This is a genomic window from Sphingobium indicum B90A, from assembly GCF_000264945.2.
In the GTDB taxonomy this organism is placed as follows: Bacteria; Pseudomonadota; Alphaproteobacteria; order Sphingomonadales; family Sphingomonadaceae; genus Sphingobium; species Sphingobium indicum.
On the sequence record NZ_CP013070.1, the window covers coordinates 737,399 to 759,589 of the forward strand.

Sequence of the window (22,191 nt, forward strand, 5' to 3'; positions counted from 1 at the left end):
CGACTCGGATAGAGGAACCGATTCGCCTCTAAACGAGATGTTCTGTGTATGTTCTTTTCATTTTCCTACATGGGATGCTTCGCGATATGCCTGCGAGTCGCACCAGTGCAGAAGCAAGGAGACAACCATGCACCATCCAACCGCCGTCGCCAGACCGGCCAATCAAAGTCTGGCTCGCGTGCTCGCCCATGCGATCGATGCCGCCGGCAAACCCCGCCACAGGATTGCCAGTGAATGCGGGATGCACCGCGAGACCCTGCTTCGCGTTGCGCGCGGCGAGCGGCCAATTGGGCTCGACGAAGCGGCACTTGTGCTCGCCGCCTGTGGAGCGCACCCCCGCGCGACCATGATCCTTGCTCTTGCCGGGCAAGAAGAGCTCGCTTGCGAGTGGATGCATGGCGAGATGGGCGAATTTCTTGAAGAGTTCTTCACGAGCCTCCCAGTCCATCTGCAGCGGACCCTGGGGCGGCGGATTGAGGATCTGCGGCCTCGGTGGGCCAACGGCACCTCACAGCTCGTGGCGCGAATGCTTGCCAAGCACATCGATGATTTTGTGGGCCGAGACATCGCGATGTCGCTGTCCCGGTAAATCCTTGAGTTCGGAGGGGACCGAACCTTGCGAATGAGATCAGCAATGTCACATGCAACACCAGATGAAACGCACACTCCTCAACCGCCCGAAGCAGCGCCGCCTGCAAGGCTTTTGCGCCTGCCGGAAGTTATCGCTCGCGTCGGACTACGCCGCTCCGCAATCTACCAGCGAATGAGCGAGGGGCGATTCCCAAGGTCGCGATCGCTCGGCCCCAAATGCGCAGTTTGGGTTGAGGCTGAAATTGACGAGTGGATCCGAGCAGTATCGCGAATTCAAAACTGATGACGCTGTGATCTATTCGTTTAGGATTCCCCGCGCTAAGCTGTGCCAATGGTTTACCGTTACCCCCTTGGCAATTCTCTCCATCCCGAAGCCTTGAAAGAGAAGCAGCGCTCATTGCGCGATGGCTTTCAGACGCCCTTGGCACTTCGCGTTCACCGGGCGCTATCTTGGCTTCGGCGTGCGGAAGCCGAGGATCAGGACCATGACGTCCGCTTCATTCTTCTGTGGATCGGCTTCAACGCCGCCTATGCCGGTGATGTCGAGGCGTCAGCCAGCAGCTCTGCACCGGAAGGCGAGCGTGGGCTGTTTCAGTCGTTTTTCTCGACATTGGTGAAGTTTGATGGGCGTCACCGTGTCTACGACGCGGTCTGGCAGCGGTTCAGCCAGGAAATCCGGCTGCTGCTGGACAATCGCTATGTCTATCATCCGTTCTGGCAGCACCAGAACGGAGTGTTTGGATATACGGATTGGGAGCAGAAGCTTGACCGGAGCCGGACTGCAATCAACCATGCCCTGCGCGAACATGATACCGCCCGGATTCTTTCGATCCTGTTCGATCGGCTATATGTTCTGCGAAACCAGCTGGTGCATGGTGGCGCGACATGGAACAGCGACGTCAATCGCGACCAAGTGAGGGATGGGGCATCGCTGCTCGGATGCCTGCTGCCCATCTTCATTGACCTGATGATGGACAATCCTGCGTACGAATGGCCAATGCCAAATTATCCCGTCGTTGAATGATCTGGTAATTCTCTTGAGCGTGCTACGGGTCTGAGCGAAATCTGAAACTCAGCCAGCTCGCTCACGATGTCTTCGCTCATCCCCGAGAAAAGTTCGATCAGCTCGTCCTGTCGTGGCTGCCCAAAGGCGAGTCGGTACGTCGCGAGCGATTTTTTCAGGTTCTCGTAACGTTCGAGCTCACGGCTGAAAGGAAGCATGAGCACCATACGTTCGATTTTCGTCTCACCAGGATATATCCAGTAGGGCACGATATCGCCGTCACACCCATTGACAGTTTGCAGATCCTCCGCGGCTTTGAACATCGCGGTCCAAGGTGCTTCGATGCCCACAAGCGCTGAAGCGCGATTGCCAAAATCCGCCGCGATATTTCGGCGCACAGCATGGTTTTTAAAGCGATGGACGCGTCCTTCGCGCTGCTCGATGTCGACCGGATTGCGCGGAAGATTCCAGTGGACGATCCGCGAGCAGTATGGGTGAAAATCGAGGCCCTCCTGTCCGATTGACGTGGATGCCAGGACGAATGGGCGAAATGGCGATTTGAAAGCAGCCTGGACGAGAGTGGTTCGGCGAACGCCCTTTTCCTCTTCGGCTTTGGTCGCGAAGCGCATGGCGAACCGAGCACGGATTTCGAATGTCTGGTCCTGCAAACGCGCTCGGCCTGCCGTCCAGTGATCCAGCGTGATCTGAGCGGGCCGCAGTGCGACAACTTCGACTACCTTGATGGCGATGAGCCGTGCTCGTTCGACCGCATCGACTTGCTCGGCGCGTTCACTTTCCAGCACGAGATGGAGATATTCATCCAGCACCGCGGCAAGATCGTGCTGCGCCGAGTGTGCGTTGACCTGGCGCCAATAGTTCAGGGGCGAGGCTTCCTCCAGTAGAGCGCGGCTCTCCGGTTGGTTGTACAGGCTGCGAAACCCAAGCGCGACTACGATCGCCGCGCCAATAAGCGCCGGATCGTCGATCTGTAACTCCGGGCAAAGGCGAGCGAGAGCGCGAAGCGCGCAGGTCGCAGGCGAGCCAAGCGCAAATTCCGCCAGCTTGTCGACTATGTCCCTTGGATCGGGGTCGCCGTGATGGTCGTCGGACGCCAATGCTTGCCTAATCGCTTCGATCGTCCGTGCCATCGCGCCATGTTCGTCATGCGCCTCGTGCTCGATCGCGCCGACGCGGCCCCAGTCCACACCTCGGTCCAGTTCGGCCTCGATGGTAAGGGGCAGCAGACGGTCGGATCGCTCGGCAAGTCGGGAAAGACACGCCGGATCGAGGCGTTCCCCAAGAACCTGACGAACCTGGACAAGCAGTTCAGCATAAGTGGTCGCTCGTCCGTGGCGCTGTTCTAGCTGCAAGGGATCCACCCAAGCGGCAAGGGTCGGAGATGGACACAACATCGGCACCATTTCCTCGACGCCGATTGGACGGCTTGTGCGCCCCACCAGATCCGGTGACATATTCATGCGCCGGCTCGCCTCATGCGAGAGGAGTGCCGCAATCGCGTCCGGGACCATCGACCAGTCCGAGAAGACCAGCGTCTTGGTCGCCGGAACAGGCTCTCCGAATGAAGGACGGGAAGGCGGGATCCACAGCGCACGATCAAGGCCGTGTTGGAAGGCTGTTTCAGCGAGCGCGCGCATTCGTCCGTTGCGAAGTGGAATCTCTGCGAAGTTTTCGACCTGTGCCTTGTCGATGAAGTACGGAGCCGCGGCTCTAATCGCGGTGCGCAACTCCTTGGCCGGCCGCAATTTGACTGCCTGCAGGCGTTCTCGCAGCTTGTACCCACGCATGAAATTGAGAAGGTACGGCGACGACTTCCAATATTCGACGATGCCAGGCGCACTGACGAGTTCGGCCACCTGCGAGACCGCTTTCGCCTCCCTCAGATCGTCCGTTGCAATCGTCAGCGGGGGCTTCAATTCCCTCACAAGAGAATTGCGGTCCGCAGTGGAGTCTACGCGCTCCGTCCGGGCTATGACCTGGCTGAGGATGTGATGCACGCGGTCCCGCTGGATACGCGCGGCTGATCTTGAAGCAGGCATCGCCTGCAACGCACGTCGGAATTGCGAGAGCTCATTCTCGAGTTCCCTGACTCGCGCCTCGCCGTCCTCGTCGCCGAAGAGGAAGCGCATGGTTCGCAGAAAATCGCTATAGTGATCGCCTTCTTCCGGATCGTCGCTGCTCAAGGTGAGCATCCGGTACGGCGTAGCGGACAGCAACAGTAGGCGTGCCGATGAACCGTCTGGGCCGGAGTAGGAAAACAAGGCTCGGGCGAGCTCCGCCGCCGCTGCTTTTTCCGGCGCCAGGTTTTCATCGTGCTCATGCAGCAATTCGGCAAACCGCTGGAACTCGTCCAGAATGATGAGGTCTGGGGTAAGCGCGTCGACGCATATTCGTGCCAAGATGCGGCGAAGCTCGCCGATTATGGCGACCGGGCGCAACTCGGGTGGATAATTCGGGCTCTTCTTGACCCGTGCCAGTTCAGCCGCATTGCGGATGCGCTGGATGAACTCATCCCCGATAGCGTCGTTGAATTTCCCAGCAATCTCCTTCGAAATGGACTGATTGCGGATCCGTTCTACCTCGCCGGGCCAGTTTTCAGGCGTAACTCCGCCACGAAAAATGCGCTGCACGCCACCATGCCGGATACCGAGCCGTTTCCTCAGCATTTCATAAATGAGAGCGCGCTCTTTTGCCGTGCCCAACGATGACTTGAGATCGAGCGCCGTTCCCGGCGTCAGGCTGATGAGATTTATGGGCCTAGATGCGATCCCTCCTTCCTGCTCGATCTCAATCGGCAGGAGTGTGAGGCGGGTGTTCAGCGGTTTCGTTGCTGATCCAATAACATTGAGGGACTTGATATTCTGCTCGGCTATCGCCTGGTTCGAGCAGATGTAGACTACGTCTATCCGGTCAACCTTGCCGGTCAGATGTTCGATCGTCTTGGCGATAACGCCGCGCGCGACCATGGTTTTCCCCAGGCCGACTTCGTCGGCAACAAGGAACTGACGGGTAGGCGTCGTATCGGTGAACAGGCGCTGGAAGACATAGTCGACCGTAACGCGCTGAAAAGGCTTCAGGAGCTCCAGATGGTCGTTCGCCTGATATGTCACCGCCGCGCTCCCTTGGTGGCAAGGAGCGGCGCAAAACTTGCCCAAAGCGCACAAAACTCTGGTGGAACTATGCTCGTGCGCCCGTCGGGATCCTCGAGGCGCTTGATGAGCTGATCGATCTCGGCGAGCTCGCCGCCATCGAAGCTAAGAGCGCGGACCATCGGTTCCAGAAGTGATGTTCCGCCCTGACCGAGCCGACGCAGCCATTGCCCTTCGCCGGCGGCCTCGCTCTCGAGGAAACTCCCTTCGCCCAGACTTCCGAGGAGCAAGCTCAAATATCGAAAGAAATTCTCTACATTCGCAATGTGCGCGCGCAGCACGGCGGCGTCGCGCCCATCAGGGAGCCCGACAAGCCGCGCACCAAGGGTGAAGGCGACCTCAACGCCGGTCTGCTCGTCGCGAAGGCGGATTCCCAACCAGCGGGAAACCTCGCTCAATGGCACCGAACCAAGAGTCATTCGAGGCTGTGCTTTCGAGAGCAACGCCGCAGCATCATATCCCCGTTCGTTCGCAACGGTGATTGCGCGCATGAAGCAGCTTACGCCCTCCGGCAGCTCCACGGATGGGGCTTTGCCGGCAATCTCGACGTCCAGCGCGATGGTATCCGTCAATTGGGTGCAATGAAGGTCGAGCGCGAGCGCCGCGATTTTGATGCGCAGTTTCTCCAGCGCCTTTTCGGCTGCCGCCGCAGCGCCCAGCTCGGGCGGCTCGGATGGTGTATAAGGAGCCAGGAGGCGGCGAAATCCTTCCGAGAACACCGCATCCTCAATCGTTCCCATCCGGGATTTCGGGCCATCGAGCGTGGCCATGATCTCTACGTTTTGCGTCCGTCCTCCGTGCGTCGGCACAAGCGCAGCCGTCGTCGCATTGGCTGAACCGAGGTGGATATGCAGGCGCGAGCCGCGCTCGACGACATAAGCTTTGGCATGAAGTCCCTCGAGATCGGCCGAGCATGCCTCCTCGCGATCTTCTTGCTCGTATTCGGTGGCGCGCTCGTCGAGCGTTTGTATCTCAAACATACTGCGGATGGCCGGTTTGATGCAGTCGAGTTCCTCTGCTCGCGCGACGAGCTGGCAAGATGCGGGATCGTCGTATCCCGAAGCCAGTTGCTTGAGCGCATCCCCGCTTACAAAGGGGGACAGGATAGCGAGGCGCTCCCCCTTTTGCGGCGTCCAAGCGCCCGCTTCCAAGCCATTGACGGCGAAGCGGATCTTGGTTGCCCCGGCGGGAAGATCGTCCCACCAGCAGCAGGCGAGATCGCGCAACAGTGACGGGAGAAACTTTGGCGCCGTCGGCCGATTGGCCGCGTTCGCCAGTCCCGGAAGAGCGCGTAAGAGCCCGACGACTGGCTCATTGCCTTCGCAAATATCGTCGGCGACCGTGCCATCGAGGCAAAGCGCCAAATCCCAGCACCGATCATTGGTCAGGTTACGCGAAAGAATCGCCAGCCGCATGCGGATGGGCTTGCCCTTGCGTTCTGGTTGGAAGCGAATGCACCACAATTTGGGATGAAATGCTCCGCCTCCCGGCGCCGCAACTTCGGTAATGGTTTTCTCATAGAGGGCCATCAGGCGCGCTGCATTCGGGCGCGCCTCCTTGATGCGACCCCGATCGCAGTAAATGGCCATCCGGCCCGCCATCCGTTCGACGCTTTGCAACAAAGCCAGGGGGCTGCGCAGCATCTCGTCGCGATTCTCCGCATCGCGAAATACGATGGCGATCGGGATGGCGAGGGCGGTTTCGAAATCGAGCGAATAGGTGGTAGCTACGGCGTGGTCGAACTTATAGCCGTCCGGCGAGCGCATGAGCGACGTGTATAGTTCGCGATTTTCAGGGTCGAAGGCGGGGTCAACCGGCATCGGCAAGCTCCCCGAGATAGCGGCTGGCGATGCCCCATCTGAAATCGAGCCGCGCGTCCCCAGAAGCCCCTGACCAGCGTTCAAGCGGCGCATCGTGAAGGAGCCTTGCCTTCATGCGTTTCAGCCCATGCTCCCGCTGCTTGAGCAGTTCTATAGCGTGGTGATCAGCCTCAACCGGACCAGTGCCATCTCGGGCGATTGTTACCCACCCCCGAATGAAATCCCGCGATGACTTGGTGAGGTTGTGGCTAGTCCTGCCAATCAGCCCAAAAAGGTCGTCGAGATCCCAGTCGCCCAACGCCAGGTGATCCAGCTCCGACTTCCAAACTTCGATGCGTGAGCGATAGTCCGCCGCCAATGTGTCCGCATCGGCATGTTTCTTGGCGTTTGGCCGGTCTGCAGCACGAAGGGCCAGCAGGAGGTTATAGAGAAGGCTGGCTCCGTACATGACGCCGGAAAATCGTTCGGCATGTCGGAGGATCGCACGATTGGCGTCTGAGATTGTGTCTTCGCTGACCTGCCAAGGCCAATCCTCCGTGAACGTTTTGCCCTTGCGAGCCAGCTCATTGAGCAGACTTGCGCCTGCATGACTTTCGATGCGGTCCCGCAGAAAGGCGGCTTCGCCTTCAGTTAAGGCAAAACAGGTTTCGACCAAGAAATCTGCGGGCGGCTTTGGCAGGTTCGACGACCAAAGTTTGAGATCGTGGTCCTTCAAGCTCTCCGGTCCATAGGACATGAATGTCGAATGGCTTCCCGCCAATGTTCGGATCCCCAAAGTGTTCAGGCCGGCCCAATAGACGCTTGATGCAAGACGCTTGAGGTTTCGACCCGCGTCTCGACCGATCACCCCGATCGTCTCTCCTCCCCGTAGCAGCGCTTCGCTCAACTGGAATTCCAGATCACGAGCGATTACAATACGTTCTGCCTGTGTAGCCTTGCGCCCCTGTGCCTCCAGATAGATCCACGGGATGAAAAGCATGTAGCGCAACCGCGTCTGGATTGTGCTGGTACCGGGAAAGAGCAGATCGGCCAGTCCGTCACGAACCGTGCCGAGGCCGAGTTCGTCGCGCGCCTCAGGCTGTTTGAACAGGTCGATCAGGGTTTGAGCGCGGCGACGCTCTTCGGGGTCAAAATCAATCCAGGCGAGATAAGACATGAATGCTTCTTCGGGAGGTGCTTGGTAGGGCGGGGCAGAGAGGTCAGATCCTCCACCTGTTCACGGCGACGCTCCGACGCTGGATGGTGAGACCTCGATGATCTCCCCCTTGGTCATCAGGACGATCATGCCCCGTTCGGCACCAGTCATGTCGAGATAGGCCTGTACCTGACCTTTGTAGTGCTCGAGCGACGCGGCATCGGGCGCTACATCGCTCTTCCAATCCACAATCGTACCCGGCTTGCCCTCGGGCGTCAGGGTGAGGGCGTCAGCAATTCCGGACGTCGCATATTCATGCCCGTCCGTGGTGTGACTCGCAAACACCGGGAATTCGGCTATCAGCTCGCCGCGTACTGCCGCAATCGGATCAAGTTTGAGTGTCTTGTCGATGCAACTCGCCAGCTCCTCGGCGGATAGGCCCGTCGCAGCATCGCTAACCGCAGTTCGGCCGAACTGAACGATCAACTCCTCCGCTCGCTCGGTCAGCGAGCCAAGGTTGTCGAAAGTCTCACCCGTCAGAACCTCTTCCATCAGCTTGTGGAGGATCAGGCCCCGCTCGCGGCTTCCTTGAATGGCGAGCTGCGGCGCGAGCTTCTGAGGCTGCTGGTCGTCAGAATCGGTCCAGAGATCTGGTTCCTCCGAGACGATGACGGGGCCGGAAGATTCTTCGCTGCGGCTTGGGGCGAGCCATGTAAGTTGGACCTGCCGTTGCAGGATTTCTTCAGCTTCCGCCGCAAATATCTCTCGCGTCTGAGCATTGCCCGCTTCCCCTGCTGGCGATGGCACGCGCTCTGGCAGTTCGCCAGGATCGATGGCTGGAAGCTCGGCCAGCGAAAGGTCGAGCAAGCTTATCCATGCCGACTTCGATGGCGAGACATTGAGGCGAGGAAGAATCAGCAATTGGCGCGCCCGCGTTGCCGCCACGTACCACAGACGTATCCGTTCCCGATCCAGCTCGAGCTTTTCCGCCTCGATTGCCGCTTCGTGGCCCTCGGGCGGCACGCCGAAGATTGGGCAATAGAATGTGTTCGACTGGCGATCTGTCACCGCGCTGTCGGGACCCATGACCCCGGTCATGGTGTTGATCGGAATGACGACAGGCCATTCCAGGCCCTTCGCCGCGTGCATCGTGAAGAGCGAGATGGCTTCCTCTTGCGAGTCGGGACGACCTTCGACTGCTCGGGCCTCATCCTCCCACGCCCTCGTCATCGCCTCGGAAAATGACCGCAGGCCGCGCACCGCATAGGCGGTCGCAAGATTGAGGTAGAGGTCAACATTGGCGAGCGCGCGCTCCGCCTGACCGCGATGACGCTCGACCAGAATGGGCCTGATGCGCAAGACATCAATCGCCTGCGACAGAAGTTCATGCGGCGTGGTGCTGTTTGCGCGCCGCGCAAGAGCCTGAAGTTTGACCAGCACCGCCCGAGCCAGATCGTGTGTGATGGCGTCAGCATCGACTGACAGGCTCAGGCGCGGGATACGGTCGGGCTCGCTCTCATTGCGCGGGAGCGCCCACACAATATCGAGCAATTCTTCATCTGTAAGGCCGACCAACGGCCCCCGAAGCAGGGCGCCCAGCGCCAATGTGTCGCGACGATCAGCAAGGACACGCGTGACCGCGATCAAATCCTGGATTTCCTGACGGCGGAAGAGTCCTTTGCCGGCTTGGGTCGCAACCGGGATGCCGCGCCGTTCCAAAGCTTCTTCGTATCGCCATAGTTCGGAGCCTGTCGGCGCGAGCAACGCGATGTCGCCCGGTTGGCAGAGGCGCGGAGTGCCGGACCGGCGATCGGCAATTTCGTGCCCGCCGATCAGCCGAGCGCAGAGGTCGGCAACAGCTTCGGCCTCACCGTCCCGTTGCTGCTCCACTTTCGCTTTGCCATCCTCGCCGGCAACTGCGACGTCGAGGGCGGCTACACACACGCCTTCGGCGGGATCGGAGTGGAAGGCATCGAGGGCTGTGAAGCCCGGCTGACCATCGGCAGAGAGTACGGCTTCGAAGCGCTCGTTGACGAAGGTCAGAATCGAGGCGCACGACCGGAAGTTGGTCGAGATGGAGAGCAAGCTTTCCTGACTGTGCGCGATGAACGCGTTGCGAGCCTGTACATAAGCGCCGACGTCGGCGCCGCGAAAGCGGTAGATCGCTTGCTTCGGATCACCCACGAGAAACAGCGCGCCGGGGCGGATTCGGAAATCCGCCCAATCGTCGCCTTCTTGCTGCGGATCACCGCATAACCGCCAGAAGATCTCGGTCTGGAGCGGATCGGTGTCCTGGAACTCATCGACGAGGACGTGGGCAAAACGCTTGCCAAGCGCCTGGCGTACGGCCTCATGCCTGCGCAACAGGTCGCGCGCGGCATAGATCAGATCGTCGAAATCGAGCTGTGCGCTGGAACGCTTGTAGTCGCGGTAACGCTCGAGGATTGGAGCGGCTTCGGAGACAAGCGCAGCCAGAACGTGGCCGGCAATCGCCTGCTGCATCGCAGCCCACGTCGCGCAGCATTTCACGTAGAGATCGTCGGCGGCGACGTTGAGCTGCTCACCATCGGCTTTGGATAAACCGGCCTGCTTCGCCGCTTCGACCCACTTGCCCTTCTTGCGATAGGCGGCAAATCCACCGGTCTTGGTGCATACGTCCGGATGGGCGCGCGCAACGAGCAACTGGACAAGGCCCGCGGGTGATTGGGGTTCGGCGACTGCAGCTACTGCCTCTGCCATCTGTGCGAAGCCTGCCGCATAGCTGGCTGTCTCGGATTCGTGGGCCGAAGCATTGTCGATGAAGTCGCCCAAAGCCGTGGCCGCCTGTTGGAAATCCGCCATGCGCTGAGCGAACGGGGAGGGTGAAGGCGCCTTGAGCGTTCGCCTGCTGCGCAAATTGGCCGCGATTTTGTGGAGCAGCTCGACCGTAGCCTTAGGATTGTAGAGCACCATTTCGGCAATGATGCCGCCGTGTTCGCCGGATAGCCGCTCTCGCAGCCAGCCATCGACGATTTCGAGAAAGGCAAGATCAGCCAGGTTCCGATCCATGACCGTCGCGCCAGGATCGATATCTGCCTCAGCCGGGTAGGGCTTGATGAGGCGCTGGCAGAAGCCGTGAATCGTCGAGCAGGTGACTTCGTCGATCGCCGCGCTCGCGGTGACGAGATTGCTGCGCTGGGTATCGCTGAGGCCATCGGGAAGCGCGACTTTCAGCTCTGGCGCGATCCGGCCTTCGCTCAACTCGGCGACAAACTCCCTGACCCGCGACACCAATTCGCTTGCCGCCAGTTCGGTAAATGTCACCGCAGCGATGGCGCGCGGAGAGGTTCCCTCCGCGAGCATTACGGCGATACGCCCCGCCATTACCGCGGTTTTTCCCGAGCCAGCGCCGGCCTCGACAAGGATCGAGCGGGTATGCCGACCAATTGCATCGAAGCGGGCACCGTCGTCCTTCAGTTGCGCAGACATGGTCGTCATCATTCCGCCTCCCACACCTGAGCCGCATCGCCGAGCATTGCTGCCGCGATTGGACGCTTGCGTTTGCAGTAGGTTGGGCCGGCGTTTGCGGGCAACGCGAAGGCGAGATCGTCGTAATCATCGCCGGTATCGGGGCCGGGGATCGCCAGCCCGGATTGCAGGTTCGACCGGGCAGCAACGAGGTAGCCGGTGACCTCGGACAGGACGGCGTCGGGATCGTCGAGCTGGAGGTCCAGGTTCTCCCGAGGATACAACAGCGACGCGGTTATGCTCACATCCTCGCCGAGCAAGGATTTCACTGCGAAGCCATAGAGACAGCGTTGAAGCTCCTTGCCCCCGTTGAGGCGAATGGCCGACCGTGGAGCGCGTCCGGTCTTATAGTCTCGCACAATGGCGCGCTTGCCATCGTCAAGAATGTCGAGGCGGTCGATGTACCCCTTGATAGCAAAGCCTGCGCCGGGAATTTCGACCCTGGTGCTCGGATCCCAGGGAATGGCCCCGTCCGATTTGGCAGTAGAACCACCGAACGGCACCTCGGCAAAACTTTGCGCTCCCACCAGTTCCTGATTGCCATAGGTCAGGGCATTGCTTGCCGTCATTCGAGCGTCTGAGAGCGTGCGCGTCCAGATGATCGCCGGCGGCACCGGACGTTCACTTTCCCAATCGGCCGCCACTCGGGCTGCGGCATTTTCGACCAATTCGTCGACAACTTGCGCCGTTGCGCTGCCGAGCCCGCCGGCGGCCTCGATGCTCTGGAGGGCGATGTCGAGCACCATGTGGACAAGGTCGCCCATTTCCAGCGGATCGAGCACCAACGGTTCGGCCCCGGCGTCAGGGGCGCTCCAGTGGAGTCCATAAACCCAGACAAAGCCGAGAGGGTTGCGGAGCAGGCGTCGCAGCGAACTGGCTGACTGCGTGCGATCGAGAACGGCCTGGATCAGGGGATGGTCTGGCCTCACCTTGCCATCGTGAGCGGTAATCTCCTCCCGCTTCCAATCCCGCCAGCAGGCCAAGGCGCTGACCGCTTGGGGATAGCCGCGAAACTCTTCCGTTCTGGCCATCAACCGATCGGTTTCGCTGAAAGCATGAAGCGGAACCGCATTGCGACGAAGATACATCTCGGTGCCAAGTCCGGAGAGCAGCGGACTACGTCCGAGGAGCCGGCCGTCGCTGTCGCGGCGGGCACGAGAAAGTACGAGCTGGCCAGATGTCGTCGCCATAATAGTCTCGAAATCGCGCCTATCCGCCTGGTTGATCGGAAGTGGATCGAGCACATGGGTTGGGATGATGTGATCGGGGATCAAGCGGTCTTCAGAAATGCCACGCGGCCAACGCGAGGAATTCAGGCCAATCAGCCGGACAAACCGGCGCGGTGAGGCGGCAAGGGCACTTGCTGGCATCCACGTAACCGAGACGCAGGAGTCGAGGCCGTCATCCTGCTTCAGGTTTTCCAGCGAAGTGTCGATCGATGCGGCCGGGCCGGCCATGAGTGCCTTGCGCCAAATCGCGAGCGCGCGGCCTGAAAGAAAGGCCGGGCCGATTTCATCGGCAGCGTCGGGTCCTTTCGCGAGCAGTTCGATCGCGAACTTCAGAGCGGGTGAATGGTCGCTTCCATCCGGCCAATCTTCGGCTTCGAGACCCGACAACAGCCGGTTCCACGCAGCTGACGTCGCCATCGGTGCATCGGTTGGCAAGACGCGCAGCCACCCTTCCGGCAGGACTGAAAGTGCGGGGCCATCCGAGCAGAGTGCGGCGAGGCGGCGGATACGGGTCTGCGACAGGCCGCGAACGAGAATGTCGGCCAATGCCGCAGCGGCCTGACCATCGCGGGTCGTGACTGTCCGAACGCCATGGACAAAGTGCAGGTCGATGTTCGCATCGGACCGCAGCGCCAGGAAATGATCGTCATATTCGGCAGTCGACGCCGCTGCGATTGCGATTTCGTGCGGGGCGACATCGCCGGATGCCAGAAGGGATCGTACCCAGCGCAACGCCTCGATAGCCTCGTGGAGACCCGAGGCGGCGCTTGCGACGCTGACCTCGGGATGCTGGGCCGCAGCTTCGACTACCTTTATCGCGGATCCCACCAACCAGGCCGGAATCCGGCGCGGCCCGGCACTCCACGTCACCGGAATCTCGGTCGCGAGCTCGATCAGCAATGGGCGCCAGCACGGCGATAGCTCGGTCAATCCCTCAACGGTCAGGGCGCCGAGCACCTTCTGAGAATGATGAATCCGGCTCCGCGCGCAGGCGACGATATCCATCGGCCTGAGCATTCCCGCGGGAAGTTCGGCCAGAACAGCAGCTTCGAGGTGGGCCAGCGCCTCTAGCCTGGGATGGCCTCCTGCGCCTGCGGAGAGGTCGATCCCAGCCCGCCAAACCTTGTGAAGAGTGTCGGCCGCAGCGTTGACCATACCGGGGAGTGATTTGATGTTTTCCAACTCACCGAGCGGCGTATTGGGAAGCACTGACTGCAACGTCGAACGAAGCGTTTCGTCGTCAATCGGCTTGATGAAGCCTCCGGCCAACCGCACCGCTGCCTGCTCGAAGGACATGATCTGGGTGCCATGATGCCGATAGCGTGCAGCATGCAGCCGCTCGCAGCGCATGGCATGTCTTCCGTGGCACACAATAGTTGAGCGACAAGCAGCATTCACAATCGATTTCCTTCTGACAAGCAGTCAGCAAACTAAATGATCTTGCTACGCCGACTTGGCGCGCAGAATCGTGAATCTTGTGATTATTGGCAGCCCCCTACGAGTACCGCTCATACAAGCCTTTTGATGATCGGATGCAAGGTGCCCGAACGGCATTTTGATCAGATTCAAGCTTGCTGCGACCGGTTCTGTCGTGGAGACTGTCTCCAAGGTCCGACCGGAAGTCCGGATTCGGCCGAGGGGCGGCGGGGGTATTCATGGGATTGTTCAACCGGATCTTTGCCGGACAAAAGATCGACGAATGGGCGTCCGATTACACCCTCGTCGCTGCGAGAACGCTCAATCAGGTTGCGGCGGATCTGATCGTGTCTGCCGAAGATGAGATCGCCAAGGTCGGCCTGAAAGACGGGTTGTTCAGCCAGGCCACCTTCATCCAAGAGCGTATCGCGCCAATGGTGCGATCCGTGGCGGAACCCGTCGCCATCGAGATCCTCGACGAGGCAAACGCGGCTCTCCTTGAACTGGTTGAGGAGCAGGCCGTTTGGGTGCGGGGGCCAGAGCATGCGGAGGAACCGGAAGGTGTCTTCGAGGGGGCAAGGGATGTCGCCGCAGCCGCGGTTCCGTTGGCCGCGGGGGCGGCTACCGCTGCTGCCCTTCCATTCGCAGCGGTGACGACCACGACGGCCTGGCTCGGGCTGGTGACCACCACAGCTATAAGTTGGCCGGTGGTGCTGGGTGGCGGTGCCCTTGCCGGATTGGGTCTTGCTACCGGCGTGTTCAACACAGCTAAGATACGCGATCGCACGTTGGTCCGTCTGCGAAAACGGGTGCGAGGTTTCATCGTCGCCTCGCTGATCGACGGAAGCGAACAGTCTCCTGCAATCCTGCAGCAACTCGCGACCGAATTTAACCGAGCCGCCAAGCGGGCGAAGTCCCTATGATTGGCTCGCTTGCGAACACGCTGCTGCGCGAGATTCCCGGTCACCTTCTGACCGGCGTTGCCTCGGGCGAATACCGCGTCTCGGGCTCCATCATCCAGTCCGTCACCTCGGGAAGGATCGTCGGGCATTTGCAAGAGACCTCGGCGCTCTCTTCGTTGCTGAGTTCCGGCCCCCTGGGGTTGCCCCAGTTGGCGCTCGAGGCCGTGAGCGTCGTCCAGAACGAACAGATCAAAGCCGCGGTCGCGGTGGTCCAGTCGCTCCAGGTAGCCAACCTCGCATTGAGCGGCATATCGATTGGGGTGTCGATTGCGGGAACCGCCCTGCTTGCCCGCCGGATCGCGCGCGTTGAGCAGAAGGTCGATGCCATCCTTCCCGGACTAGCAGCGATTGCACGAGGGATTGAGGGTTTGCGAACCGAGCGAATTGCGGAAGATTTTACACGCCTTCGCACTCTGGCCGACCAGGTCGAGGAAGCATGGCTTCCATCCGCCACCCACACCGAATGGACGGCTATTGCCCGCGATTCCCATTTCCTCGCAGACAGCTTCGAACGCCGTGCCCGTGACCTTGACGATGCCAGTGATCGTCTTTGTGGCGAACCCTTCGTGGATGCCTATGCATTGGCTTCGGGACTGCGCATTACCGCGAGGTTGGCCGCAGGCCAGGATGACATGGCGCGTCAGGCCGCTACGGCTCGTACCCACACGCTTCTGGCGCTTGGCGAGCCCGTGCGCCTTGGCCGGTTGGTTCTCGCAGCTTCGCCAGACAATGACCTGGCGGCAACGCCGCAGTGGCAAGAGCGAATGGATCAGCGAACCGAAGACTTTCGCACCATCGTTAAATCAGCGCGCGAACGCGAACTCGCCGCGGCCGCCAGCGCGGAGACGCTGGAAGAATTGGCAAGGCAGGAGATCTCCGGACGCGACTGGCTGGAAGCCTCGCGATCCGAGGACAGCAGCCCTCTGCTATTCCTGCCGGTTGGGCCCTTCGAACTGCAAGGGGAAACGCCGTGACCCAGAGGATGGCCAAGCTCGATCGCACGCTGAAGCTCGTTCATATGCTGTGCGACAGCGGCGAAGGCCTGACCCTGGACGAGATGGCTGCCGGGCTCGGGGTTACCAGGCGAACCGCCGAGCGCCTGCGCGACGTCATCGCTCTTCATTTCGATGTCGTTGAGGACAGCGATGGACGAACCAAACGGTTTCGCATTCAAGACGCGCTGCGGCGGGTGTACACGCGTCCCACGGCTGCCGAGATCGCGGCACTCCAGGCTGAAGCCGACGCTCGCAATCGCGAGATGGCACCTCAGGCAGCGCTGCTTTCCAGCCTGCTCGATAAGACAAAAGCTGCATTGGATGATCGCGAAAAGCGAAGGGTCGATCCGGATCTGGAAGCCTTGGTCCGCCTTCAGCGCAGCAGGGTTCCCGCCGGGCCGGCCGTCGTCGCCGACCCTGAAAATCTGGCCGCTATCCAGGGCGCTATCATGGCAGGGCAATGTGTGGAATTCGATTATCGCGCTGACGGGGCTGATATCTCACGATGGCGCCGCGTGATACCCTTTGGCCTTGTGCATGGTCCAATCACGTACTTGATCGGCAAAATGCCCGATCGAGATGCCGACCCTGTGCCCTTCCGTCTGGATCGGATGAAAAACGTGCGTGCGGCCAACACGTCGGGACTGCCTCCGGAAAACTGGGACCTCGACCGGTGGCTGTCACAAAGCTTTGGCATCTGGCGGGAGGAAGATCACGCAGTCGTGTTGCGCGTGCTCCCATCCTCCGTCGAACGCGCACGGCAATGGCGCTTCCATCCCGCTCAGGAGCTGGAAGAAACGGCTGAGGGCCTAACCGTAAGGTTCAGGGCTGGCGGCCTCCGAGAAATTGCCGAGCATCTTTTTACATGGGGCGGGGAGGTTGTGATCGAAGGCCCCGACGCGCTCCAAGCGGTTATGCGGGAGCGACTGGAGGCGGCCAGCGCATGCCTGCGACCGTTTTTGACGCAGCACGACGTTAGGGCAGGGACATGAGAAAACCCGATTCTGTTTCTGCGCTCGCTGATTTTGGCCGCGTTCGGTTGTCGAAGTCGTTCTTCATGCGTGATTTCCTGTTCTCCGACATTGCAGCGGTACATGGCCTGAGCAACGTGCCCGACGACCCTGATCTGGCGATCACCGCGGGAAGCAGGCTTTGCGAGGAACTGCTCGAGCCGTTGCAGGATAGGTTTGGCCGCATCGCCATACGTTCCGCGTTTCGCTCGTGCGAAGTGAACGGGTTGGGCAACGAGATGCAGGCGGCAGGGAAGAGCGGGTACAATTGTGCTTCCAACGAAGCCAATTTTGCCGGGCACATTTGGGATCGACGCGATGCCAAAGGCCGGATGGGCGCCACGGCGTGCGTCGTCGTTCCAGCTTTTTGGGACGCATTCCAGGCAGAGGGGGATTGGCGCAAACTTGCTTGGTGGATCCACGATCACCTGCCCTATTCGAGCCTCTATTTCTTCCCGAAGTTTTGGGCCGTGAACATTGCCTGGTGCGAGGAGCCGGAGCGACGGATCGACAGCTATACCTATCCTAAGGGCTGTTTGACCAAGGTGGGCATGCCGAACAATTCCGGATCACACGAGCAGGATTGGGCTGGTATCGAGGCAGCAATGGTCCGCGGATTTGCGTGAAGGGGCACCGGGCATGACGATTCCAGGCCAGCTGATCACCGCCGTCGATATGGCCATCGCGAGCGGAATCGATCCCAAGCGCTTTCGCGCAGCTCTTAGAGCTGCGGGCCTCGGCTGGCATCCGCACAACGGGCGTTGGGAGGTCGAGAGAGGAAGCGATCAGCACCATGACATGGAAAGGGTCATGGCTCGGCTGGGCGGAGGAGGCGCCCCCCTCCGGTCGATGCCAAAGGCGGCGCAAGACGTTTCTCGGACAGCAATCCGCGACGAGCATTATGTGCTCGATCTCTGCGATGCAGTTCTCGGACTGAAGGCCGTCCGCCAGCATTGCTTTCCGTTTCTCACCGGAGATCCTGATCGGCGTGGTTACCGGAAGCCTTTGCCTGTCGACGGCTTTTACCCGGCTCTCAGCCTCGTCGTGGAATATCATGAGCGCCAGCACCGCGAGCGCGTGGGATTTTTCGACGACAAGCCGACGGTTTCCGGCGTGCCTCGAGGCGAGCAGCGCCGACGATATGATGAACGTCGGGCCGATTTGCTGCCGAAGCATGGCTATAGGCTAGTCGTTCTTGAGGTGGATGAATTTCCCCATGATAGCGCCAAGCGCCTGCTCAGGCATACCAACGACAAAGAGATCGTAAGCAGACGCCTCCAGGACTTCAGGACACAGGCCGGCTCAGGTTCAGTTTTATCTGCTGATTAATGCAAAATGAGGCATGGTGCGTAAATGGCTACTGAACCACGTGCCCCCAGACTTGCCGTGTTGATTGATGCGGATAACGCCTCTTCGCGAATCGCACCCCGTCTCTTTGAAGAGATTGCGAAAATCGGCGAAGCGAGCGTACGGCGCATTTACGGCGACTTTTCCGGAACCAGGCTGAAATCCTGGGCCGACGTTCTCGCGCCACATGCCATCAAGGCGCACCAGAACTTTGCGTACACCAGCGGCAAAAATGCCTCGGACATAGCCTTGGTCATTGACGCGATGGATCTGCTGCACACCGGCAGGTTCGATGGCTTTTGTCTCGTTTCTTCCGACAGCGACTTCACCGGTCTGGCATCGCGCATTCGCGAGCAAGGCGTTGATGTCTATGGATTCGGGGAACAGAAGACCCCGGAAAGTTTTCGCCAAGCGTGCCACAGGTTCATCTATTCCGAAAACCTGTTGCCGGAGGCACCAACGCCGGACGAGCCAGAACGGCCTGATACGCGCCCCGCGAATGTCAAAAGGCCGCCGACTTCTGCAGCACCATTGATTCGGACCGCAATCTCGCAGTTGGACGATGAGGCAGGTTGGGTTCCCCTCGGACGGGTTGGCCAGCGCTTGGCTGCGCTCGCGTCTGATTTCGACCCAAGAACGTATGGCCAAAGCAAACTCAGCGATCTGGTTGAAAAGGCCGGGGGGTTTGAGTCGCGCAGGACCGACGCCGGCCACCTCCAGATTCGCGTGCTCCCGAATGCCAAGGCGAAGCCGGCCAAGGCAAAGCAGTCTAAACCTGCATGACTGAAGAGCTACCCGACCTCTTCCTTTCCACGATCGCTGATGGCGGCTTCGTCCACGCTGGTAGGTGGGACTTGAACGCCGATGGGATGCTGATTTTCGCGGGCAATGCGCCGAAGCATCCCGGCGTCTACATTTTCGTGCAGGCCGGAAGAGCGCGGTATGTCGGCGTCGCGTCAAGAAGCCTCGCGCAGCGGCTTTATATGTACAGCCGCCCTGGCATTAGCCAGCGAACCAATATTCGCCTGAACGCGGCTCTCCGCGACGAGCTCGCAGTCGGCAGCATCGTCGATGTCTATGTGGCGAACCCACCCGACCTCGAATGGAATGGGTGGAAAGTGTCCGGCGCCGAGGGTCTCGAAGCAGCGATCATTCGCAGCTTCCGATTGCCCTGGAATCGGCGAGGGACGATTCCAACGCAGATGTCTTCGGCATTGACGGGACGCCCACCGACCAGTTCGGCCGAAAGTGCCTGCCCCTCAGGATCCGCAGTTCCCAACCAAAGAACGACAACCGCCGACCGCATTCGCGAATATGCCGAGAGCCGGTTCTTCGATCCGGCCCGGGATGCAGGTCGGTCCATTGTCGAAATCTCAGCACGGGAAATTCACGATGCACTAGGGCTGCGCAACGCGTTTCCATCGGTTTGCCAAGCACTCAGCGGGAGAAAGATCGCTGAACTTTGTCGGGTGAACCTCACTCGGCGAATTGGCCCCAGCAACAGCTCGACGACTGTCTATGTTTACGAAATGCTCGAATAAGATGCCTTGTGCCGCTCTTGCATGCGCTCGCTGATTTCGCCGGGGGCTTAGATGGCACTGCGATCTATCGACACTCATTCGGGCGAGAGCATTCATGCGTTCGAATTTGCGCCACAGGACTGGCAATCGCTTGCCGCCCAAAATGCGCGCGAACGGCATCTCCGCGCACCTTGCTGTCAGGCCGAGATAATACTCCGGCGTTCCAAGCTCGGCACCCAGCATTTCGTCCATAGGTTTCGCGGCGCCTGCACGAGCGCGCCGGAAAGCGAAGACCATCGCCAAGTGAAACGTGTGATTGTCGAGGCGGCGAGAGCCAATGGTTGGTGTGCAGAGGCAGAATTCGACGGGCTGAGCAGCGAGAATGAGCCATGGAGGGCCGACGTGCTGCTCACCAAGGGGGCTGTTCGCATCGCGATCGAGGTGCAATGGTCGAAGCAGAGCCAAGAGGAGACGGCTCGCCGACAGTCCCGCTACGCCTCGTCCGGCGTCCGCGGTCTTTGGCTTTTCAGGCAGGCGCGTTTCGACGCATCTAAGGACATTCCTGCTGTACGGATCAGCGGCAACCCAATCGATGGTTACGATGTCTTCGTTCCGACCGGCGCCGGCGAGCAGGTTCTGCCACTCTCGTCGTTCATTTCTGCTGCCTTGAGCCGGCAGTATCAATTTGGCCTGCCGCTCGGCGCCCCGGCAGACGTTGAGGTTCGGTGCGGCAATTTGGATTGCTGGAAGTGCGGGGCTGAGACGCTGATCATCACCGGACTCGATATCAGCATTGGTCCGCATAAGGTTTCGGCGAGCATCTCCGATCTCGGCAGTTATCCTGATCTCGTGCGGCGGACCTTGCAGGCGATCCCTGCACAAGCATCGCTTGGCCGGATCATGCACCGCAACAGCCGGGAGGCTGGATCTCGTTACCTGAGCAACGGATGCGCCCACTGTGGCGCTCTAATCGGCGCTCATTACGAATATCAGGCCTGGAACGACCAGGATGTCGTGGCGAGGTTCCGCACCGTTGTCGATGAAGCGATGCGGCAATTGGCGATCGACCTCGGTGACGAGCCGGGGTGGGGCGTGCATGTGGAGAGGATTGCCAACCGGGATATATCCCCCTTCGATCGCGTGTGAATACCATTTGTAGATCTAAGCTACGACCGCTTCTGGCGTATGGCCGATACATGAGGCGATGATGAGTGAACTGTTTCTCCCAGGCGTGCCAGCTGATCTGGTCCGCCTGTCATTGGATAGGGCGGGTGGTAACGAACTGGCCTCCGGTAAATTCGCAAGTCCCGAAAGCAGTGCCGCCTTGGCGGCTAATGGATTTGGCTGGTTCATCGAGAGACCAAACCTGCTTCCGGCTTTCCCCGGCCTTGATGACATCGAATGGCCACCTGCCTCGGTGGAAATTGAACGGAAGATGCGCTTTCCCTGGCAGGGCGGTCGTCACCCCTGGCTTGATGCCGCCGTTGTGACCGAAACTCATCTCATCGGGGTGGAGTCCAAACGATACGAGCCATTCCGCGATAGGAAGCAGGCGGTGCTTGCCCAGGCCTATGATCGAGATGTTTGGGGTGAGGCAATGGAGCCTTGGCTGGCCATTCGGGATTCTCTGCGTGGAAATCCGCGCTCCTATCGCTACCTTGATGCAGCGCAGCTCGTGAAGCACGCATTTGGGCTTTCGACCGAAGCCAAACGGGTTAGCCGATCACCGATCTTGCTGTATCTCTACGCCGAGCCTGAACGTGTGCCTGCCTCTGCTTGTTCAGAGCATCGCGCGGAAATCGATCGCTTCTCAGCCGCGGTGCGCGGCGCGCGTGTTCGATTTGCTGCGACGAGCTGGGCGGAGTGGCTGGCGCGTTTCGTGGGGCCAGAGGCTACACCTGCGGTAAGCGCTCATGCGCAGGCCCTGCGCTTGAAGTTTCAGCCATAGATCGGCGAACTGAGTCGCCCCCTTGTGCCAAGATCTTGGTTCGACCTGATGCTGCTCATCATGCGACTGTACGACCTGTTTGTCCGCGTGGTGCCGTGGCGTACAGGATGATGATCTATCAGGTGGCGAAGAACGAGCCATCGTAGTCCGTTCGATGGTATGTGGCATTATCTGAATTTCGCCGGCGAGAAGCTGATCGATATCGTGCTGACACCGTTCACGGAGGCGTGCCAATGACCGAGAGCCGTATTCACCCCGAAACCGGGAAGCGGTTGACGCGCGGCGTGCGCGAGCAGGCTGTGACATTCGGCTCGCTCGTCCAGACGGTCCAGGTCCCGGGTTGGTATCCCGACGACGAAAGCGATTCGATCCACTCGGGAGCTGATCTCAAGGCGCTCAACGCAGCCTATGCCGAGCTATGCGCGGCTTATGCTGCAAGATCAAATCTGTAAGGTTGAAGTTGCGATTGACGCATGAGGAGGCGAGGTTCGGTCGCGGCTTGACAGACACATTCCGCTAATGGATCAGCCACCCACCGTCA

Annotated in this window: 18 protein-coding genes; 13 read left to right on the forward strand and 5 right to left on the reverse strand. The window is 60.2% G+C overall.

Annotation, left to right across the window (positions count from 1 at the left end):
- The first annotated feature begins 127 nt into the window (after window positions 1–127).
- The 3 genes from SIDU_RS03695 to SIDU_RS03705 are packed head-to-tail and all read left to right on the forward strand — an operon-like array spanning window position 128 to window position 1,615.
- The gene (locus tag SIDU_RS03695) at window positions 128–589 is read left to right on the forward strand and encodes a hypothetical protein (RefSeq protein WP_039980357.1); all 462 of its coding nucleotides are present in this window, start codon (window positions 128–130) and stop codon (window positions 587–589) included.
- 45 nt (window positions 590–634) lie between these two features.
- Window positions 635–874 (forward strand): AlpA family transcriptional regulator, encoded by a 240-nt coding sequence (locus SIDU_RS03700; RefSeq protein WP_007688267.1) that lies wholly within the window; start codon window positions 635–637, stop codon window positions 872–874.
- 48 nt (window positions 875–922) lie between these two features.
- Window positions 923–1,615, forward strand: coding sequence for a HEPN domain-containing protein (locus tag SIDU_RS03705; protein ID WP_039980356.1), 693 nt, complete (start codon window positions 923–925; stop codon window positions 1,613–1,615).
- On the opposite strand, the gene SIDU_RS03710 is transcribed toward SIDU_RS03705, so the two are convergent.
- The 5 genes from SIDU_RS03710 to SIDU_RS03730 are packed head-to-tail and all read right to left on the reverse strand — an operon-like array spanning window position 1,597 to window position 13,802.
- Window positions 1,597–4,722: a C-terminal helicase domain-containing protein gene (locus SIDU_RS03710; protein ID WP_007688264.1), complete on the reverse strand. Its 3,126-nt coding sequence runs from the start codon at window positions 4,720–4,722 to the stop codon at window positions 1,597–1,599. The two genes, SIDU_RS03705 and SIDU_RS03710, sit on opposite strands and share 19 nt — an antisense overlap.
- Window positions 4,719–6,581, reverse strand: coding sequence for a phospholipase D family protein (locus tag SIDU_RS03715; protein WP_007688262.1), 1,863 nt, complete (start codon window positions 6,579–6,581; stop codon window positions 4,719–4,721). The genes SIDU_RS03710 and SIDU_RS03715 overlap by 4 nt, the downstream gene beginning before the upstream one ends.
- On the reverse strand, window positions 6,571–7,737 hold the full coding sequence (locus SIDU_RS03720) for a DUF6361 family protein (RefSeq protein ID WP_007688260.1): 1,167 nt from the start codon (window positions 7,735–7,737) through the stop codon (window positions 6,571–6,573). The genes SIDU_RS03715 and SIDU_RS03720 overlap by 11 nt, the downstream gene beginning before the upstream one ends.
- Before the next feature lie 60 nt (window positions 7,738–7,797).
- Window positions 7,798–11,196: a UvrD-helicase domain-containing protein gene (locus SIDU_RS03725; RefSeq protein ID WP_233431865.1), complete on the reverse strand. Its 3,399-nt coding sequence runs from the start codon at window positions 11,194–11,196 to the stop codon at window positions 7,798–7,800.
- On the reverse strand, window positions 11,193–13,802 hold the full coding sequence (locus tag SIDU_RS03730; RefSeq protein ID WP_007688257.1) for a PD-(D/E)XK nuclease family protein: 2,610 nt from the start codon (window positions 13,800–13,802) through the stop codon (window positions 11,193–11,195). Before SIDU_RS03730 ends, SIDU_RS03725 begins: the two co-directional genes overlap by 4 nt.
- Window positions 13,803–14,107: 305 nt before the next feature.
- On the opposite strand from SIDU_RS03730, the gene SIDU_RS03735 reads away from it, so the two are divergent.
- From SIDU_RS03735 to SIDU_RS03775, 10 genes are all read left to right on the forward strand, one after another.
- Window positions 14,108–14,791, forward strand: a complete 684-nt coding sequence (locus SIDU_RS03735) for a hypothetical protein (protein ID WP_007688256.1) — start codon at window positions 14,108–14,110, stop codon at window positions 14,789–14,791.
- A complete protein-coding gene (locus SIDU_RS03740; protein ID WP_007688255.1) occupies window positions 14,788–15,804 on the forward strand; it encodes a hypothetical protein in 1,017 nt (338 codons plus the stop codon). Before SIDU_RS03735 ends, SIDU_RS03740 begins: the two co-directional genes overlap by 4 nt.
- Window positions 15,805–15,812: 8 nt before the next feature.
- Window positions 15,813–16,817 (forward strand): helix-turn-helix transcriptional regulator, encoded by a 1,005-nt coding sequence (locus SIDU_RS03745; RefSeq protein ID WP_233431866.1) that lies wholly within the window; start codon window positions 15,813–15,815, stop codon window positions 16,815–16,817.
- On the forward strand, window positions 16,814–17,461 hold the full coding sequence (locus SIDU_RS03750) for a hypothetical protein (RefSeq protein WP_007688253.1): 648 nt from the start codon (window positions 16,814–16,816) through the stop codon (window positions 17,459–17,461). The genes SIDU_RS03745 and SIDU_RS03750 overlap by 4 nt, the downstream gene beginning before the upstream one ends.
- 13 nt (window positions 17,462–17,474) lie before the next feature.
- The gene (locus SIDU_RS03755) at window positions 17,475–18,164 is read left to right on the forward strand and encodes a hypothetical protein (RefSeq protein ID WP_007688252.1); all 690 of its coding nucleotides are present in this window, start codon (window positions 17,475–17,477) and stop codon (window positions 18,162–18,164) included.
- A gap of 24 nt (window positions 18,165–18,188) precedes the next feature.
- Complete coding sequence (locus tag SIDU_RS03760; protein ID WP_007688251.1) at window positions 18,189–18,965, forward strand: NYN domain-containing protein; 777 nt, start codon at window positions 18,189–18,191, stop codon at window positions 18,963–18,965.
- The gene (locus SIDU_RS03765; RefSeq protein WP_007688249.1) at window positions 18,962–19,723 is read left to right on the forward strand and encodes a GIY-YIG nuclease family protein; all 762 of its coding nucleotides are present in this window, start codon (window positions 18,962–18,964) and stop codon (window positions 19,721–19,723) included. The genes SIDU_RS03760 and SIDU_RS03765 overlap by 4 nt, the downstream gene beginning before the upstream one ends.
- A 51-nt stretch (window positions 19,724–19,774) precedes the next feature.
- Entirely contained in the window at window positions 19,775–20,848 is a 1,074-nt protein-coding gene (locus tag SIDU_RS03770; protein ID WP_233431867.1) for a competence protein CoiA, read from the forward strand.
- Window positions 20,849–20,906: 58 nt separating this feature from the next.
- Complete coding sequence (locus SIDU_RS19200; protein WP_148663242.1) at window positions 20,907–21,650, forward strand: PGN_0703 family putative restriction endonuclease; 744 nt, start codon at window positions 20,907–20,909, stop codon at window positions 21,648–21,650.
- Window positions 21,651–21,883: 233 nt separating this feature from the next.
- Window positions 21,884–22,102: a hypothetical protein gene (locus SIDU_RS03775; protein WP_007688244.1), complete on the forward strand. Its 219-nt coding sequence runs from the start codon at window positions 21,884–21,886 to the stop codon at window positions 22,100–22,102.
- Window positions 22,103–22,191 lie beyond the last annotated feature (89 nt).

What these genes read in the sequence shown, in the direction of transcription:
- SIDU_RS03760 (WP_007688251.1), top strand. Translation starts at nt 18,189, where the DNA reads ATGGCTACTGAACCACGTGCCCCCAGACTTGCCGTGTTGATTGATGCG.
- SIDU_RS03725 (WP_233431865.1), bottom strand. Translation starts at nt 11,196, where the DNA reads ATGATGACGACCATGTCTGCGCAACTGAAGGACGACGGTGCCCGCTTC.
- SIDU_RS03755 (WP_007688252.1), top strand. Translation starts at nt 17,475, where the DNA reads ATGACGATTCCAGGCCAGCTGATCACCGCCGTCGATATGGCCATCGCG.
- SIDU_RS03735 (WP_007688256.1), top strand. Translation starts at nt 14,108, where the DNA reads ATGGGATTGTTCAACCGGATCTTTGCCGGACAAAAGATCGACGAATGG.
- SIDU_RS19200 (WP_148663242.1), top strand. Translation starts at nt 20,907, where the DNA reads ATGATGAGTGAACTGTTTCTCCCAGGCGTGCCAGCTGATCTGGTCCGC.
- SIDU_RS03705 (WP_039980356.1), top strand. Translation starts at nt 923, where the DNA reads ATGGTTTACCGTTACCCCCTTGGCAATTCTCTCCATCCCGAAGCCTTG.
- SIDU_RS03730 (WP_007688257.1), bottom strand. Translation starts at nt 13,802, where the DNA reads ATGCGCTGCGAGCGGCTGCATGCTGCACGCTATCGGCATCATGGCACC.
- SIDU_RS03765 (WP_007688249.1), top strand. Translation starts at nt 18,962, where the DNA reads ATGACTGAAGAGCTACCCGACCTCTTCCTTTCCACGATCGCTGATGGC.
- SIDU_RS03775 (WP_007688244.1), top strand. Translation starts at nt 21,884, where the DNA reads ATGACCGAGAGCCGTATTCACCCCGAAACCGGGAAGCGGTTGACGCGC.
- SIDU_RS03695 (WP_039980357.1), top strand. Translation starts at nt 128, where the DNA reads ATGCACCATCCAACCGCCGTCGCCAGACCGGCCAATCAAAGTCTGGCT.
- SIDU_RS03770 (WP_233431867.1), top strand. Translation starts at nt 19,775, where the DNA reads ATGGCACTGCGATCTATCGACACTCATTCGGGCGAGAGCATTCATGCG.
- SIDU_RS03745 (WP_233431866.1), top strand. Translation starts at nt 15,813, where the DNA reads ATGGCCAAGCTCGATCGCACGCTGAAGCTCGTTCATATGCTGTGCGAC.
- SIDU_RS03700 (WP_007688267.1), top strand. Translation starts at nt 635, where the DNA reads ATGTCACATGCAACACCAGATGAAACGCACACTCCTCAACCGCCCGAA.
- SIDU_RS03750 (WP_007688253.1), top strand. Translation starts at nt 16,814, where the DNA reads ATGAGAAAACCCGATTCTGTTTCTGCGCTCGCTGATTTTGGCCGCGTT.
- SIDU_RS03720 (WP_007688260.1), bottom strand. Translation starts at nt 7,737, where the DNA reads ATGTCTTATCTCGCCTGGATTGATTTTGACCCCGAAGAGCGTCGCCGC.
- SIDU_RS03715 (WP_007688262.1), bottom strand. Translation starts at nt 6,581, where the DNA reads ATGCCGGTTGACCCCGCCTTCGACCCTGAAAATCGCGAACTATACACG.
- SIDU_RS03740 (WP_007688255.1), top strand. Translation starts at nt 14,788, where the DNA reads ATGATTGGCTCGCTTGCGAACACGCTGCTGCGCGAGATTCCCGGTCAC.